At 42.2% G+C, this 17,399-nt stretch carries 9 protein-coding genes; 4 read left to right on the top strand and 5 right to left on the bottom strand.

Annotated elements, in window-relative coordinates; genetic code table 11:
• Positions 1 to 189 precede the first annotated feature (189 nt).
• Positions 190 to 2,721 (top strand): ferrous iron transport protein B, encoded by a 2,532-nt coding sequence (gene feoB, locus KUA50_RS02090; protein WP_218456954.1) that lies wholly within the window; start codon positions 190 to 192, stop codon positions 2,719 to 2,721.
• A gap of 162 nt (positions 2,722 to 2,883) precedes the next feature.
• Here feoB and KUA50_RS02085 read toward each other — a convergent pair whose 3' ends face one another.
• Positions 2,884 to 4,053: an MFS transporter gene (locus KUA50_RS02085; RefSeq protein ID WP_318346064.1), complete on the bottom strand. Its 1,170-nt coding sequence runs from the start codon at positions 4,051 to 4,053 to the stop codon at positions 2,884 to 2,886.
• Positions 4,054 to 4,224: 171 nt separating this feature from the next.
• On the opposite strand from KUA50_RS02085, the gene KUA50_RS02080 reads away from it, so the two are divergent.
• Both KUA50_RS02080 and KUA50_RS02075 read left to right on the top strand, forming a co-directional pair.
• On the top strand, positions 4,225 to 5,091 hold the full coding sequence (locus KUA50_RS02080) for an SGNH/GDSL hydrolase family protein (RefSeq protein WP_256624256.1): 867 nt from the start codon (positions 4,225 to 4,227) through the stop codon (positions 5,089 to 5,091).
• A 375-nt stretch (positions 5,092 to 5,466) separates the two neighbouring features.
• Positions 5,467 to 5,586, top strand: a complete 120-nt coding sequence (locus KUA50_RS02075; protein WP_318346082.1) for a hypothetical protein — start codon at positions 5,467 to 5,469, stop codon at positions 5,584 to 5,586.
• A 136-nt stretch (positions 5,587 to 5,722) separates the two neighbouring features.
• Here the strand turns inward: KUA50_RS02075 and KUA50_RS02070 are convergent, their stop codons facing one another.
• The 3 genes from KUA50_RS02070 to KUA50_RS02060 are packed head-to-tail and all read right to left on the bottom strand — an operon-like array spanning position 5,723 to position 14,783.
• Positions 5,723 to 8,971 carry a DEAD/DEAH box helicase family protein gene (locus KUA50_RS02070; RefSeq protein ID WP_218456952.1) on the bottom strand — a complete coding sequence of 1,083 codons (3,249 nt, stop codon included), beginning with the start codon at positions 8,969 to 8,971 and terminating at the stop codon, positions 5,723 to 5,725.
• 8 nt (positions 8,972 to 8,979) lie between these two features.
• A complete protein-coding gene (locus KUA50_RS02065; protein ID WP_218456951.1) occupies positions 8,980 to 11,841 on the bottom strand; it encodes a site-specific DNA-methyltransferase in 2,862 nt (953 codons plus the stop codon).
• Positions 11,842 to 11,882: 41 nt separating this feature from the next.
• Entirely contained in the window at positions 11,883 to 14,783 is a 2,901-nt protein-coding gene (locus KUA50_RS02060) for an SNF2-related protein (RefSeq protein ID WP_218456950.1), read from the bottom strand.
• 770 nt (positions 14,784 to 15,553) lie between these two features.
• On the opposite strand from KUA50_RS02060, the gene KUA50_RS02055 reads away from it, so the two are divergent.
• Complete coding sequence (locus KUA50_RS02055) at positions 15,554 to 16,873, top strand: ATP-binding protein (RefSeq protein WP_218456949.1); 1,320 nt, start codon at positions 15,554 to 15,556, stop codon at positions 16,871 to 16,873.
• A gap of 156 nt (positions 16,874 to 17,029) precedes the next feature.
• Here the strand turns inward: KUA50_RS02055 and KUA50_RS02050 are convergent, their stop codons facing one another.
• Complete coding sequence (locus tag KUA50_RS02050; RefSeq protein ID WP_218456948.1) at positions 17,030 to 17,359, bottom strand: cation transporter; 330 nt, start codon at positions 17,357 to 17,359, stop codon at positions 17,030 to 17,032.
• Between the last annotated feature and the right edge of the window lie 40 nt (positions 17,360 to 17,399).

Raw genomic sequence — 17,399 nt, 5'->3', positions numbered from 1 at the left:
TACACATCATCAGAAATAATGATAAGAATACCTAGAATTGATGATACTCTCATCATTTCTAGGTATTTTTGTTATTAATATCATCATTGCTATCAAGTTGCAAAGTTTTATTAGTAACTTTGCAGTCTAAAAGAATAAGAGCATATCATAAGGACATGCTCAAAGAAAAGATAAAACGAGGAAAGATATATGAAATTATCAGAACTTAAAACAGGTGAAAGTGGCGTTATCGTCAAGGTATCCGGTCATGGTGGCTTCCGTAAGAGAGTCATCGAGATGGGATTTATCAAAGGCAAAAAAGTTGATGTACTTCTCAATGCCCCACTCCAGGACCCAGTAAAATACAAAATCATGGGATACGAGGTATCACTTCGCCACAGCGAAGCTGATCATATCGAAGTTGTTTCCATCGATGAAGCTAAGCATGATGCAGAACTGAGCAAGGCGGATGCAGAAGACCGCCAACAGGTAATGAACTCGCAAATAGTAGATACCAACGATAACGATGAGTTGGCACTCGGTGATAAGATGTTAGTGGCTGAAAAAAAAGACAATGCCAGTAACGAGGCTATTGCAGAACAAGAGGCTGAGAGACTTCACCATGTCATCAACGTAGCTTTGGTAGGTAACCCTAACTGCGGTAAGACATCATTGTTCAACTTCGCTTCAGGTGCTCACGAACGTGTGGGCAACTATAGTGGTGTAACCGTAGATGCCAAGGTAGGTGAAGCCGATTTTAACGGTTATCACTTTAATCTGGTTGATTTACCAGGCACCTACTCTCTTTCTGCTTATTCACCAGAAGAACTTTATGTGCGCAAACAGCTCATCGAGCACACGCCAGATATCGTCATCAATGTAATCGACACCAGTAATCTGGAACGCAACCTCTATCTCACTACCCAGCTGATAGATATGCACATCCGCATGGTCTGCGCTCTCAATATGTTTGATGAAACTGAGAAGCGTGGCGATAATATCGACTATGACAAACTCGGTGAACTCTTCGGTATTTCAATGATACCTACCGTCTTCACCAATGGTCGAGGCGTGGATAAACTCTTCGAGACCATCATCGAACTTTACGAAGGAAAAGAAGACACTAACGCTCACTACCGCCACATCCACATCAACCACGGACATGAGATAGAACATGGTATCGAACATATCCAGAAGTATCTGAAGGTAGATGATTCCATCCGCCAGCGCTACTCCACACGATATCTTTCTATCAAATTATTGGAGAACGACAAACACGCCGAGGAATACGTAAGTCATCTGAAATCGGCTAAGGAAATCTTCGCAGCCCGCGATGAGGCAGCCAAGCGTGTGAAGGAAGAGACATTGGAAGATAGTGAAACAGCCATCATGGATGCCAAATATGGTTTTATTCATGGAGCATTGCAGGAAGCAGGCTATGAACCTGGCAAAGCAAAGGACACCTATCAGGTAACCCACCTCATCGATAGCATCCTGACCAATAAATATGTGGGCTTCCCTATCTTCATCCTGCTGCTGTTCATCATGTTTTCAGCCACCTTCGTACTGGGCGAGATTCCTAAAGGATGGATTGAGGACGGCGTGGCATGGCTGGGCGAATTCATCAGCAATACAATGCCGGATGGACCTGTAAAGGATATGCTGGTAGATGGTGTGATCGGTGGTGTAGGTGCCGTGATTGTGTTCCTGCCACAGATTCTGATTCTGTATTTCTTCATCTCATACATGGAGGATTCGGGATATATGGCTCGTGCCGCCTTCATCATGGATAAACTGATGCACAAGATGGGCCTGCATGGCAAATCATTCATTCCGCTGATTATGGGATTCGGATGTAACGTGCCTGCCGTGATGGCAACGAGAACCATCGAGAGTCACCGTTCCCGTCTGATAACGATGCTGATTTTGCCATTGATGAGTTGTTCGGCTCGTCTGCCAATCTACATCATGGTTATCGGAACATTCTTTGCCATCCAATACCGTTCGCTCATCATGGTATCGCTCTATCTCATCGGCATCTTCCTTGCCGTGATATTGAGCCGCATCTTTGCCAGTTTCGTAGTGAAAGGCGAAGATACCCCATTCGTGATGGAGCTGCCTCCTTACCGCTTCCCTACCTGGAAGGCGATAGGCCGTCATACCTGGGAAAAGGGTAAGCAGTACTTGAAGAAGATGGGTGGTATCATCCTCGTGGCAAGTATCATCGTCTGGGCTTTGGGTTACTTCCCTCATAATGAAGAACTTGACAACCAGGCTCAGCAGGAGCAGAGCTATATCGGAAGAATCGGTAAGACCATTGAGCCTATCTTCACTCCACAGGGTTTCGACTGGAAACTGGATGTGGGCTTGGTTTCCGGTGTGGGTGCCAAGGAGATTGTAGCCTCAACAATGGGCGTGCTCTACAGCAACAACGACAGTTTCTCTGATGATCAGGATTACAACGATGAAGACGGAAAATATGAGGTTTTGAAGAAGCAGATGACTTCTGATTTGAAGAAGACCTACGGTTACAGCGATGCCGAGGCGGAATCCAAGGCAACGCTCACCGCCTATTGCTTTCTCCTCTTCGTATTACTCTACTTCCCTTGCATCGCCACTATCGCCGCCATCAAGGGCGAGACGGGCAGTTGGAAATGGGCAGGCTTTGCCGCTAGCTACACCACGCTATTGGCATGGGTAGTATCAGCTCTGGTCTTCCAGATAGGAAGTTTGTTTATCTAACACAACAATATGATTTTTTTAAAAAAGGGTGTGCCTCTTCGATGAGTCACACCCTTTTCATTGGTTTTCTAAGAACAATTGAATAAAAAAAACAGTGGATGCTTCCTTACATCCACTGTTTTTTGTATTTTTATTCTGATATTCATCTCATTTTCAGGATATTCAGGATATTCTCTTTCCTACCTTTGCGGCAACAAACGCTATCATCAAGCCTAAACAGGCGGCAATACTGATGGCGATACGAAGTCCGGTAGCCTCAGCAAGCCATCCGATAACCGGAGGACCTACCAGGAAACCGAAGAAACTGATACTCGAAACAATCGTGATGGCAATGCTGGCCTTGATAGTGCCCAACTTACCGGCGATACTGTAACAGATAGGAACAGACGAAGAGATGCCGAAACCTACCAGCAAGAAACCAAAGGTAGCAGGAATGAGATAAGGCAAGGCAGCAGCCAGCCACAAACCACCCAATATCAAACCACCACAAACCTTCAATACTCTGGCTGGGCCGTATTTCGTAACAAACCCATCAGCCATGAATCTCCCCAACGTCATCGCACCCATGCCAGCCACATATCCCGCACGGATAAAAGCCTCATCGGGTTTTACTACTGATGAAAAATATACGCTACTCCAATCGTAAACGGTACCTTCACAGAACATGCCTGCAAATCCCATCAATCCTAAAAGGAACAGAATCGGGTCGATGGTCTTGAAAGAGAACTTCGGAACATCCTCCTCTTCTGCTTTCGCCATGGCATCATTAATCAGAAAGCGGAAACCGACAGCAACGATGAGAATACTCAGAGCCAGGATAGTTCCAAAGTGGACATCTATCGGGAGCAAAGTGTTGGCAAAGATGGCACCGATGATACCACCGGAGAATCCACCCAGACTCCACAGACCATGAAACGATGACATGATGTTGCGCCCATACATCTTCTCTACCAGACAGGCCTGTGTATTGGTGGCAATGTTCATCAGATTCGCCATCATTCCGAAAGCAATAAGACTCAAAATCAGATGAAAAACCGTAGTACTGCTACCGATGCAGAAAAGAACCAGGGCATAGAGTACCTCAGAGAGAACCAGCATCTTCTTGCTGCCAAATCTACTCACCAGGATACCAGAGAAAGCCATCATCAGAAGCTGACCGATAGGGATGGCAAAGAGCACCGTTCCCAACTGGCCGTTGCTCAGATGTAACATCTGTTTTACATCCGGAATACGGCTTGCCCAACTGGCAAACACCACTCCCGGTACAAAATAATAAGCCGCAACTGCCACTCGCTTGCGCGCCAAATCACTCAAATTACTTAAATTACTCAAACTGACTGTCATCCTTAATAATATACCTATTATAAATACTCATTTCTATTAGCGGCTGCAAAATTACAAAAAAAAGCAGAAAAAGAGAGATATTTGAACAAAAAATGTTGCGCCGTTTGAGATTTTTGCCGTACCTTTGCACTCAGAAAAAGAATTAAAAACAAACTAGCAATGAAGAAACAAACAATGATTACCCTGGCACTCGCCTTGACTTTGGCGATGCCAACCATGCCCGCCTTCGCCCAAAAGGCGATGAGCAAGAAAGAAATCGCCGAAAAAGAAAAGGCATTCAAGAACCTTCAGCATCCCTGGAAGGGAAAGAAAGTGGCTTACTTCGGCGACTCCATCACCGACCCAAGAATCAAGGCATCGAAGGTGAAATACTGGGGATTCCTGCAGGATTGGCTCGGCATCACTCCATACGTTTATGGCGTGAGCGGCAGACAGTGGAACGACATTCCCCGACAGGCAGACCAGCTCCAGAAGGAGCATGGCGATGATTTTGATGCCATTCTCATCTTTATGGGTACCAACGATTACAACAATGGTGTGCCTGTAGGCGAATGGTATACAGAAACTTTTGACAGCGTGAGAGTAGCCCGCCACAAGCCAAGCGAAATGGTACAGCGCCGCCACCGCCACTTCTGTATGGACAAGAATACATTAAAAGGTCGCATCAACATCGCCATGTCGAAGCTGAAGCAGATGTATCCTACCAAGCAAATCGTGGTGATGACTCCTGTGCATCGTGCCCTCTTTGCCAGTGGTGACAAGAACATCCAGCCAGATGAGATGTACGAGAATGCGCGTGGCATCTTCTTCGATGAATACGTGAAAGCTATCAAGGAAACAGGCAATATCTGGGCGGTTCCGGTCATCGACCTCAACTCCCTTTCCGGTCTCTTTCCTCTTTACGATGCTGGTGCCCAGATGTTCAACAAGCCGGATACCGACCGTCTTCATCCAAACGATGCCGGTCACTCTCGCATGGCTAAGACCATTATGCAGCAGCTATCTGCATTGCCTTGCGTCTTCTAGAAATCCACATCATTTTCTACCCGCGTACATGAGCATCTATACCCATGTACACGGGTATCCGTGACCACGTACACGGGTACGCATGACCAAGACGATGGGTACGAGTGACCGAGACGATGGGTAAAGATGACCAAGGTAGTTGGGCAAATTTGCCCAACGCCTCGGGCACAGGCGGGCATTGTGGTTTAACGATTTTAGTTGACCACTTTTAGTTTTATTTGTAAGACGAGTTGACTCGGTTAAAACTTATTTATAATTCACGTTGACTTTCCTGAAACTTAGTCATATTTATAGTTGACCACCTGCCTTAGCGTGCCTTTTTCTTCTATCAATAGATACTTTTTACTTTATAAACTAGAAAGGTAGCATGTTTTGGTGCATGGATACTATACTATTAAGCCAAAACAGCTTTGGAATATCATAGAGAAGGATATACCTGTTTTGATGCCGCAAATCAAGCAACTTCTTGATTCTGAGAAGCTTACAGAAGAATAAGCAAGAATAAGGCGTGGCAATGCGTGGTAATAAGTGGCAATAAAAGCACCGCTTATTACCACGCATTATTTTCTGTAAATCAGCCACTTGCGCTTCTGCGTGGTAGATGTGGCATTAAAATAGAAAAACTTTTTTCCTACATATACTGCAAAATCATATTCATCATCGTTTCCAGATAGCCTTTATCATCCTTAAACAACACATGATTCTTTTGGAATTCCCCTTTCTCAAATGGATTCTTCAACCAAAACTCAACCTGCTCCATTGGCGTATTGCTGATAATGAAACTGTTCAACATCAGATGAGCGTTGCCCAACTGAGAAGCCACTTCTGTCTGTAAATACTTGAAGAGTTGAATCTTATCATCCTCCAATCCTTTAAGATTGCGAATACCTTTCGGGTCGATGAAGGTGATATATTGCTTCTCTCCATCCAATATCCATAAGATAAAATCAGGATAGAAGTTGTTTGCTTCAAAGAAACCCAATCCCCTCTTGCTCTCATTGCGAAGCAGATAAACCTGCTTACCAGCCAGCACATCGTCTTGATGAACCCTACAATATTCACGGAAGGAAGTAACAAAGTTCTGTTCTCCTAAGTTTAATGCCACAGGAGACACCTTCAACTTTGGCTCACCAGTTACAACATCTACATAAGGACGATTACCATTGGTATTTTTCTCTGCAAGGAAGACCAAAGGCTTATACAGATGTTCCTCCACATTCAATGCTTTGAAATAAGGAGCATCAAGAACTAAGTCTTTACCAAATTCATTGGTCTCCACCTGCTCCTGCAATATTTTCAAATAATCCACCACATTATACAAGTCGTTACGAACCTCTATTTCATATTCGTCAGGCATACCTATATTATAATAGGTAACGCGTGTCTCCTTCAGATGTTTTTGCTCTTCCTTCGACTTGGCCTTCTTGTAAGCCATATCCATATAGCCACGGAGCAGACTGATTGTAACATCCTGCCACAACTCCACATTCTTTCCGAAATCATGAAAGTTCAAACGGTCTTCAGGAATTGACAATTCGTACCAGGAAGGATTTGCCATCAGATACTTCAAGTCTTCCAATCGCAATTCCAGATTATACCAACCTCGCTCTGCCTTCATACCCTGCAAGGCAAAGAACACTTCCGTCCAGTCTATCCAATTCAGATGCTCCTGGCCCAAAACACCAATATAGCGACTTGCTGCATTAGCAGTTTGAACATTCTTGCTTCTCAGCAAATCCACCTTTGGATATTTGTCCAGTTTTACATTCACCTTTTTCATCAGGCTTTCGTCGGCAGGTTCTACCACGGCAGACTTCTTGAAGTTATAGCCATCCACGACTTTCGGCAATGAGAGATGAAGAGCATCTAAATCAACAGACTTAATGGTTTTGATGACAATCTTCTCATAGTCTATCTCATTGGTAGGTAAACCTTCATCCTCCAAATATGCCTTGAAGGCTTCCATATAATCAGCCCGCACGCCAAAGATATTCAGAGTCTCTATGGTTGACAAATTCTTTGGAATCATCTCGTCCTGATAGCAGGCATCCAGCATCTTGCTTCGCTTCAGCGAATACTTGTATCCTTTCAGACGAACACCACGACCAAAAAGCTGAATAATCTCAGAACCTTCGCTGCGTCCCACATTCATCAGCCCCATCACGGAAACTCGCCAACTACTCCATCCTTCAGTAAACTTCTTGGAACCAATCAGGATATTGACTGTTGAATCTTGAGAATTGATATTGTTGAAGAGGCTGGAAGTTCCGAATGCTTTCGTTTCACAAAGGAATCCTTTATCCTGCAAAAGTTTCAGCAATTCCTTACCATCACCCACATTGATGACGCCGAAATAATCCTTAGTACTTCCTACTCTCAATCCAATCTCCTCAAAACCTCCTTTTTGAAGATCTATATGAAGTTGGGCACCATGGATATTGGAGTGGAAAAGATCCCGCAAAATAGCATCATAGATGTTCTCGGCAAACTTCTGTTTGTCATCTTCTACGAGATAACCACCTTTAAGCGCCAGAAAAGAGTTGCCAAATACAGAATAACCATTCTTTGTTTTCAATCCATCTTCCGAACTGAGCAAACGACGGATATAACCAGAAAACTCAGTACGATTCCGGATAAAATCCTGCAAGAACAAGAGTATCTGAGTTACATCCGATACCTGATTCTTATTTTCCTTGCTCACAGCCTTTACGCTACTTCCCACAAATATTCCCAAAGGCTTTTCCACCAGAAACCTGTTATGAATCCGCATATCACTCTGATAGATTTTAGTCTGTTCATAAAGACATAGCAAATATGCCGTGAGATACATATTGAGCAAATCATCATCATTCCAATCGTTCATATTCATGATACGATAATCCTTGCCATATCCATCGGCATAGAAATAACGATAGGAATAATCAAAAAGTGTTGCCTTACCATATTGGTCAAACATCGCCTTCCGGTCTTTGGCATTACTCTTTGCAGAAATGGCTTGACCAAAGGTAGCGGAATACTCAAAAGAGAAGCCTTCCTCGGTCAACTTCTGGCGATACCCCATCCAGACATCGCCACTGGAACCTTTGTGACCTTCATCTACCAATACCAGGTTGTTGCCCTCGAAAGCCTCAACAGCTACCGTTTTATCTCCATCCTTATCTGCCAATTTATTGATATCGATGATTTCTACAGCCTTACCTTGAAACAAACCACCAACACCTTGCTTGCTGAACATTGCAACATCCATATTAGAAGCCTTCAACTCTTCATAATGCTGACGACTCAATCCTTCATTTGGAGTCAATACGATGATGCGGTTGAGTTTCTTGGCATGATGAATCCTGGCATACTCCTGATATTGCTTGATATTGACATGCATCAGCAGAGTCTTACCCGAACCTGTTGCATTCCAATAAGCCAACTTATTCAAGTCATCAACCGTAAAGTCGGGCAACTCGTGCCAGGTTTCTGCACGATGATTGAAGTCATCATGCAGAAAACGATTCAGGTTGTCGCAAAGTGCCTGCGGATTACTGAAATACTGGTCGAGATAGATTTCCGTGAACAAGAGGGATAGATACTGGAAGTACTTCCACTTGATTGGTTCACTTCGCTTCTCGTTAATCTCATCAGTAAACTTCACGATATGCTGGTCGTAAAAGTACAACTGTTCTATGGACAAAGGACCTGTAGCATAGAGCTTATGACAAAGCTCATGATAGAGTTTTGACTCGTGGTCATCATTCAATCCTTCGTATGCAGGATCCTTGAGGTCACGAGACAAAGCCTCCAAGTCCTTACAGCCAAACAGCTGCAAGATATAATGAAACAGGACCAGTGCCTGCTGCAGTTTTCCTTTTTTCTGTATTTTCTTAGCCATAATAAGACCTATTCAAACATTCTTTTCTTAAATTCTTCCTCAATGAGTACTACTTTCCAATGCTCCTCATCCGTCTTGATATTCGGTAATGTATTATCACCATTTACATAAATCTTATCGAACTCTGAGTCTGTGGTGCAGTAGGCTTGCTTACGGAAGAATTCATTCAAGTCTTCGTTGCTCACCTTGTTGCAGTTTCTCCAAATCACGAGAGTTCGCTCATTGCCGATATGGGTAGTTCCTTCCACCACACAGTAGCCATCCTTAGGATAACGGAGCGTCTCTACATTCAGACCGATAAGGTAGTTGAATGTTTCCACCATATCAACATGGGTATCTACCAACTCATTATCCTTGGTTGTCTTGATAGACATGGCAAACGGGTTCTTAAACCATTCCAGGTTGAAGAGATCTCCCTTGGTTTCTGTATCGAGCATATAACGGAGGAAATAGGTTTCCTCGAAATCTCCCTTGCCATTCTCGTTATCGAAGTCGAGTCGCTGGTTCTTCGGCTGCAAATTATTTAGGGTATCCTCATATTGCTCCAGACGGATGTACTTGAAGCATTGAGAAATGCCTTTACGGGAAATAGGCTTGCCATCCTTCCAATCCTCGGAATAGATTACTTTTTCCATGCGAGGCTTGGGAAGTATATCAAAATAATAATTGACGTCACACAGTATATACTTATGCATTTTACCCTTACGCCCTTGATTAATTGCAGCATGCCCTGTTGTACCTGAGCCACAAAAACAATCCATAACTATAGATTCATTCTTTGTTGAAACGTTAACAACCTTATTGATAAACTCAACTGGCTTAGGCTTAATACCATCAATAAATTCTTTTGGCAATGATGTTCCAAATAAATTGAGCAACAATTTCGTACCTTCTGCGGTAGTCTTAACATCATCCCATAAAGATGTTATGGCATCACCTTTCTCTAAAGCTTCAGACTTATATCTTTTATAAGCAGGCTTTGTATTTCCCTTTTTACCAAATAAAATCCTTCCCTCTTCCAATAATCTCAAAGTATCATGTTGTTCGAATCGCCAATGTCTTCCACTTGCCGGATAAAAAGTTTCATTTGTTTTGGGATTTATAATACCATAAGAAAGATTTTCACGAATACCCGGCGCATCCATAGGATCTAATTTCCATGGACCATTAGGATCATTATCAGGATTTATAAAACCCTCCTCATTCGCTTCAACCTTAAAATCCGTTTTATTAGCTTTTAGAGCTATCATATCTTTAGTGAAAACAGTCGTATGATTAATAGAATTAGATACCAATGCATCGTTAGATACAGACTTTCTACTATTCCATATTATATCTGCAACAAAATTATCTTCATCAAAAACTATATCCAAATTGTGTTTTAAATTCGCATATTCACCATCATCAGTACTAACCCAAAACGTTGATGTTCCTATCATCATATTCTTCATTAATTCACTCCTATCATTCATCATAGAAGCCCAAGACGAATGCTGATAATTATCCTTATAAGAGAAACTATTATCAGAACCAGTATTATAAGGTGGATCAATATAAACACATTTCACAGTCTCACGATACTTCTCCTGCAACAGTTCCAGAGCCTGGAAGTTCTCACTATTAATCAGCAATCCATTACACTCCTCATCTACTTTCTCCATACTTCCCACGAGTTTATGCTTGAACTCGACACTAAAGAACTTAGTGTCAAGCACAAGGAACGGATTGTCTTCCAGGAACTTTTCTGTTAATGGCTCACAATAGCCCTCGGTCATCATATCCCCTTTGATTTCATCGATGGCAAAGAGGCGAACCCATTCTTTACGCTGCTCATCATTAGCAATAATCTCTGGGTAAAGGGTACGAGGAATTCGGTCGAGTGTGATACAATAATCACAACCGACTACAAACTTTTTCTTGAGCCACAACTTCTTTTGGAAATCTTCGAGCTGGGCAAGGAAGGTGATAATCTTCTCTCCTACCAACTTGATGGCTTTCACTTGTGCCAAATGCTCCATGATATGAGTAGCATCCAAATCATCCAAAAACATTACCTCGTTTTTGATATAGAAATCAAGTTCTCTACGAAGGAAGCCGCCCAAGTCTTTGTGGATGAAATAATCAAAATTGTTCTTTGCCGTATAGTCTTGCAGATGCTTCATCAGCAAAGTGCGTTCCTTATTCTTTTCTGTTGGCACCTTTTCATTGACCAACTCTGCAAAGTCGGCATATTTTCCTTCTGCAAACGAAGAAATAATCTTAGCCTCAGCATCCTTGATAAGTGCATCCTGCTTGGTAGTCTTCGGCATCAACTCATAAGTAAAGAAGATGTTAAGCTCACCATCTTCCTCTGCGATACAGTCCGCTTCACAAAGTTGGAAACGGCGCTCCATATTGTTGGCAGCCTTGTTGTTGTTCTGCTCTGTATCCGCATCACGAAGAACAAAGTGTACCTTACGACGGCTGGTCGGCAACACGAACGAGTAATTCTTGAAATACTCAGAAGTCTTGATGTAATACTGGTCGGCATTTGCCCAATACAACTTCACTTCCTCTCCGCTATAAGGAATGGCATAGGCATCGTCCTTATAGCGACGTTTAGAGATAAAATCGCCACCCTCATAATAACGGCTAAAGAATTTAGCCAAATGAGAAAACACCTCATTCTCCATGGCAGAAATATCAGTTCCTGCAGAAGTTTGAGTCTTCAAAATCTTTGTAATTTCAGGAACAAGGCGATTGTTCAAGAACGCCTCGATATCCTTACGCTTCTGATTCATGATGCGATATATACCAAAGTCGAGTTCGGCTTGGTCGAGTTGCAGTATTTCTGCAAGTATATCTCTAAATTTCTGTTCGTATAGTGTCATTGTTTATTCCTTAGTTATATTATTTTTGCTTTGATTCCGATTCATTTCTTTAATGCCCAATGCACGCAGAAGAGTTCTTCTTCCGTAATATGCTGCTGGATAAATGCCTTCACTTTATCAATCATTCCGTCTCGCTTCTCCTCTATCTCATCTTCCAGATTAAAGATTTCGGCTCGCTTACGCTTCTGCTGACGAGTAAGGGTATTCAAATCCTTTTCCAGGGTCAATGTTTGCTGTGCATTCTCCGAACGACTCAAAAGTCTTTTCTTCTCCTTGATTTTAGCCTTGATGTCTTTCAGTTCATTCTCCAAAGTGAGCTGCTGGTCTTCTGCCCACTTCTCGATATGCTGGATTTCAGCATCAAGCAAAGCCTTGTTTCGTTCTTCTATCTGAACGGTCAAGGCTGCTCGCCGGTTATCATACAGGGAAGATAGCTTCTGGCTTGCTTCCTCCTGCACACGAACATTTCCGGTACTTATCGTTGGAACATTCAATAGTTTTTCTGCAAACTCCTGGCCCAAAGCCGTTCCATCTTCCGCAAGTGCCGTCAGCACAATGTGTTGTTCCTGTTGCCCTTCGGATATAAAAGAAACAAGATGAGCCTGTAGCCATCCACTTTCATAAGCACATTGTTCTATATCTGCTACCTTATAACGGTATAGGCTATAATCGAAGAGGAGATTCTGCAGACTTTGCTCATTCCGCTTACACAAGGCAATGATCTTTTGAGCCAAAGGATGCGACAAACGATAATTGATGTATTGCGATTGCAGCGTAGTTATCTGATACATGCCACATTCTGCTGCCACATCAGGATAAGGATTGTGCTTCAAGCGAAAGACGAGATTAGTTTCATCTACTACTTCTACATTCTCCTTACCAAGCGTAGCAATGGTTATCGTCCAAAGCCAGCGATGGAACTTATTCAGATTTCCCATATCCTTGCCTTGACGAATCTTCAGCAGTCCCACCACATCCTCATCAAAGTTTTCAAGCAGTTGCTTGCGGGTATCTTGCATCGTTGCCTTGATACTTGCATCCATCTCTTGCTGAATCTGGTCGAAGGCTGCATTGATTTCTTCAGGAGTACGGCACTGCTGATAGATGTTGAGCATCCGCTTCTCGAAGTCAACCCCCGACTCGATGCTGCCCAACACATCATCACTCGAACCGAAGACACCATCAAAGAGATGGAATTTCTCAGAAAGCAGTTGGAACACACGCACATCAGCTGCATTTGCCTTGTTGATGAAGTTGAAAACCACAACATCATTCTTCTGTCCATAACGATGGCATCTACCTATGCGCTGTTCCACCCGCTGAGGATTCCACGGCAAATCATAATTCACAATAAGCGAACAAAACTGAAGGTTGATACCTTCGGATGCCGCCTCGGTAGCAATCATGATTTCGGCATCGTCTCTGAAATAATCTACAATAGCCTGGCGCTTGTTTGCCGACAAAGAAGGGGTAAAGGCTGATGTGCCTATATTCCGCTCTTTCCATGCCTTATATATCTTCCGGGAAGTTTCATCATTGTTGGAACCATTGAAGAGGACTATCTTGCCCATATAACCATTCTCCTCTAAAAGCTGTTTCAGATAGAGCTGGGTACGGGTACTTTCCGTGAATATCAATGCTTTGCGGTTGGCTCCCAACTCTTCCATCTTCTGAAAGCCGGTATGGAGTGCCGACAAGAGGCAATCACCTTTTTTATTGCTACTGATGCCATTGGCAAGATCATATAGACGTTGAAGTTCCTTGATTTCATCCTTGATGCCTTCTATCTCATCAGGAGTAAGGATTTCTCCTTCCTGTTCGTTCTCATCCTGCTCATTCCATTCATCCCAATCATCGCCCAACATATCTTCGGCAACCATAGCTATTTTTCCATCTTCCCCATACCAGCCTTGCGGTTTATCGGCAGAATATGGAGCAATCTTGGTCTGCAAACGGTCGATAAGCGTTTTGAGCGTATAGCCGATGGCAAAGGTTGATGAAGACATGAGTTTGCGGAATATCAGCGTAATCAACTGACGTTGACTGGTTGGTAATCCGTAAGTATCATCACGGCGAAGATACTCGCTGATTTGATTATAGAGTTTCTGCTCTTCAACGGCAGGATAATATTCCTGCGCCATCGGGATACGGGAAGTATATTTTACATACTCCGTAACCTGTTTGCGAAGCGTGCGATGCACGATGGGGCGAAGACGCCTGCGAAGATCACCAAAAGCAATATCATCGTTTTTGTTACTATAGCAATACTGAGCCTTGAAACTCTTCAAGTCACCAAAGTAATGGTCATCGATGATACTTACCAGACCATATAATTCCTCAATGTTATTCTGAAGCGGAGTGGCGGTAAGGAGGAGTTTATGACTATCAGAAAAAGCTGATTTCAGACGGGAAGCCATCGAAGGGGTTGACTTATAAACATTGCGCAGTTTATGAGCCTCATCATAAACCACCAGGTCCCAATGAGTGCGCGACAAGATTTCGGCTTGTCTGGAAGCAAACTGATAAGAGCAGATATAGATTTGCTTGCCATCGGAAAGATGGTCTAAAGAAATCCCTTTTTTCTTTTCGAGAATAAAAGAATCCAGAAAGAACTTTTCCTCCAGCTCCATGCTCCACTGTCGGCGAAGGGTAGCTGGAGCAACGATGAGAATACGACGCTTACGTTCAGCCCAAAACTGGCTGATAACAATACCAGCCTCTATTGTTTTTCCCAATCCCACCTCATCGGCAAGGATAACACCTTTGGAGAAAGGAGATTGGAATGCAAAAAGAGCCGCCATCACCTGATGGGGGTTCAGATCGACACGTGCCTCCGACAAGACACCCGTCAACTTATCATCATCTGCACCGCCCCTATTGCGTGACAACTGCCAGGCATAATACAAGAGCTGCGCAGATGAATAAGGGATTTTCTGTTTCATCGTCGCTATAGAAAAAATGAGCGTTGAACTTTATTCTGGAAGTACGAGCCACAAGCAAAAAAAATACCTGAGAGCATGATATAAAAGAAGCGTGAGCTTCACTTATCATACTCTCAGGCATTTGGCGTGGCCCTCCCAACAGATAAGTTCAGCCCACGCTATAGCGCAGGCATTCACTTATTCTATTGTTGGGAAATACATCTGTTAATCGCCAAATTTCGAGAGTATTCCGAATATCGTAAACGCTTTGTATATTAATATGTTATATGTCTAAAGTTTTATTCTTTCTGTTTCTTATTATTCTATTTTATTTGTTCAACTTATGTTACAAGGGAGCAGCTGCCTGCAGCAACCAATCCCCTTTTCGAGGGCAAAGTTACAAAAAATAAATGAGATTATCCCTGTTTTTATGCAATAAAATTTGGGAGTTACAAAGAAAACTCAAAAATTTGTAACTCGTATTAGGATTTAATTTAAAGAAGGACATAAAGCCGGCTTGAATCTTTCTTATCGGATTATCACTCAATCTGGTCTTTAGAAACTATTGCTAATCACTGTTGATTACATACTTAGCTGTAGAGATACTATATTCGGAACCGCTATTTCGAAAACATCGACAACATTCATACAAACAAAAAAAAACTTAAATTAGCAAACAAATAGACTGATATTCAAGCATTTTTATTAACTTTGCATTCGAAACCGTCATTTCGGAAACGGCGGTTTCGAAAAATAACATAAATAAAAAGAAACTATAAAATTATAGAAATATGAAGTTCTTTGGAAGACAAAACGAAATAAAAGAATTGCAAGAGATAAGAAATCTATCTTTGCAAACGGCTCGTTTCACAATCGTAACAGGACGCCGACGTAGCGGAAAAACATCCTTATTGATAAAAGCATACGAGGATGTTCAAGATATGCTGTATTTCTTTGTTGCAAGAAAATCAGAAGTTGAACTCTGCAGAGATTTTATCGAAGAGATAACAAGCAAACTTCAGCTTCCTATTCTCGGAGAAGTAACACGCTTTGCAGATATCTTTAAATATCTGCTTCAACTATCCAAGATTCGCCCTATCACTCTCATCATTGATGAATTTCAAGATTTCAAACGGGTTAATCCATCTATATTTTCAGATATGCAAAAGATATGGGATCTTAACAAACAGGAAGCTCATATTAATCTCGTGGTTTGCGGTTCTGTTTATTCACTTATGAACATCATCTTTAAAAACAACAAGCAACCACTTTATGGTAGGCAGACTGGAGAAATAAAAGTCACTCCATTTCCTCCTTCTGCTATCAAGGAAATTCTCTCAACATATAATTCTGCCTACACCAACGATGACCTACTGGCTCTCTACAGTTATACAGGCGGAGTTGCAGAATATGTAGAAATGATGATGGATGCTGGAGCCACGACAAAGGAAAAAATGACAGAGAAGTTTGTTGCAAAGAATTCTTATTTCATATACGAAGGAAAAAATATGCTGATAGAAGAATTTGGTAAAGACTATGCCCGTTATTTCGAAATATTGCAACTTATTGCTTCTGGCTACACAACTCGTGGTGAAATAGAAAGCATTATGAAAATAGAACTCTCAGGCTATCTCACTAAACTGGAGAATGACTATTGCTTGATTTCTCGTTATACACCGATGTTTCAAAAGACCAATCGCAACATTCGCTATCAGATAGAAGATAACTTCCTTCGCATCTGGTTTCGCTACATCTACAAATATGGATACATGATAGAGGTTGGCGCCAATAAAAAACTTAAGATGGTTATGGATAAGAGCTACACCACATACACAGGCAAGGTTCTGGAAAGATATTTCATTGCAAAAATGATAGAAAGCGAAGAATATACCCAAATCGCTTCTTGGTGGGACCGAAAGGGAGAGAATGAAATTGATATTATCGCTGCTGATGAACTGGAACAGAAAGTCATTTTCTATGAGGTGAAACGCCAAGCCAAGGATATAAATCTCGGCATTTTAAAAGATAAAGCCGAGCATTTCTTCCAGACAACAGGAAAATTCAAGAAATTCACTATCGGATACCAAGGGTTGTCAATGGAGGATATGTAGTTTCATAAAATAATAAATCCCGGCAGGAGATAGCTTGAAGCTATTCTCTTACCGGGATTTTCATTATCAAGACGATAAGTAGTCTGCAAAAGATAAAAATTCTTATTTCATTATCATTTTATGATAATCATTTTTCTTTCACATCAGCATATAGAATTACATCAAGTCACACTTCTCCTCGGTGTTCTTCTTGACCTTCTCGCCATTTTTCAGGATGCGAGCCTTATAGCCAAACTTCTCAAAACCTTTCTGGAGTTTCTCGGGGGTTGTCTTGTCGGCATTATACCGTACTGTGACTGTCTGGTTTGGCACAGAGGTCTCTATGCTCTTGATACCCTTTTCGAAGCGAAGGTTGCTCTTGATCTTGTTCTCACAAGCCGCACAGTGCATCTGTGGTGTTGTGGTGAACACTACGGTCTTGATGTCCTTGGCAAAGGTTACCATTGCCACCATCATCATTGTGAACATTACTAAAATTTTCTTCATAACTTTTCTATTTGCTTAAATAATTCAACATTAAATATTT

It is taken from the genome of Segatella hominis (genome assembly GCF_019249725.2).
GTDB lineage: Bacteria > Bacteroidota > Bacteroidia > Bacteroidales > Bacteroidaceae > Prevotella.
Note: the sequence above shows the minus strand (reverse complement) of the source record. Positions and strands in the feature narration are given on the sequence as shown.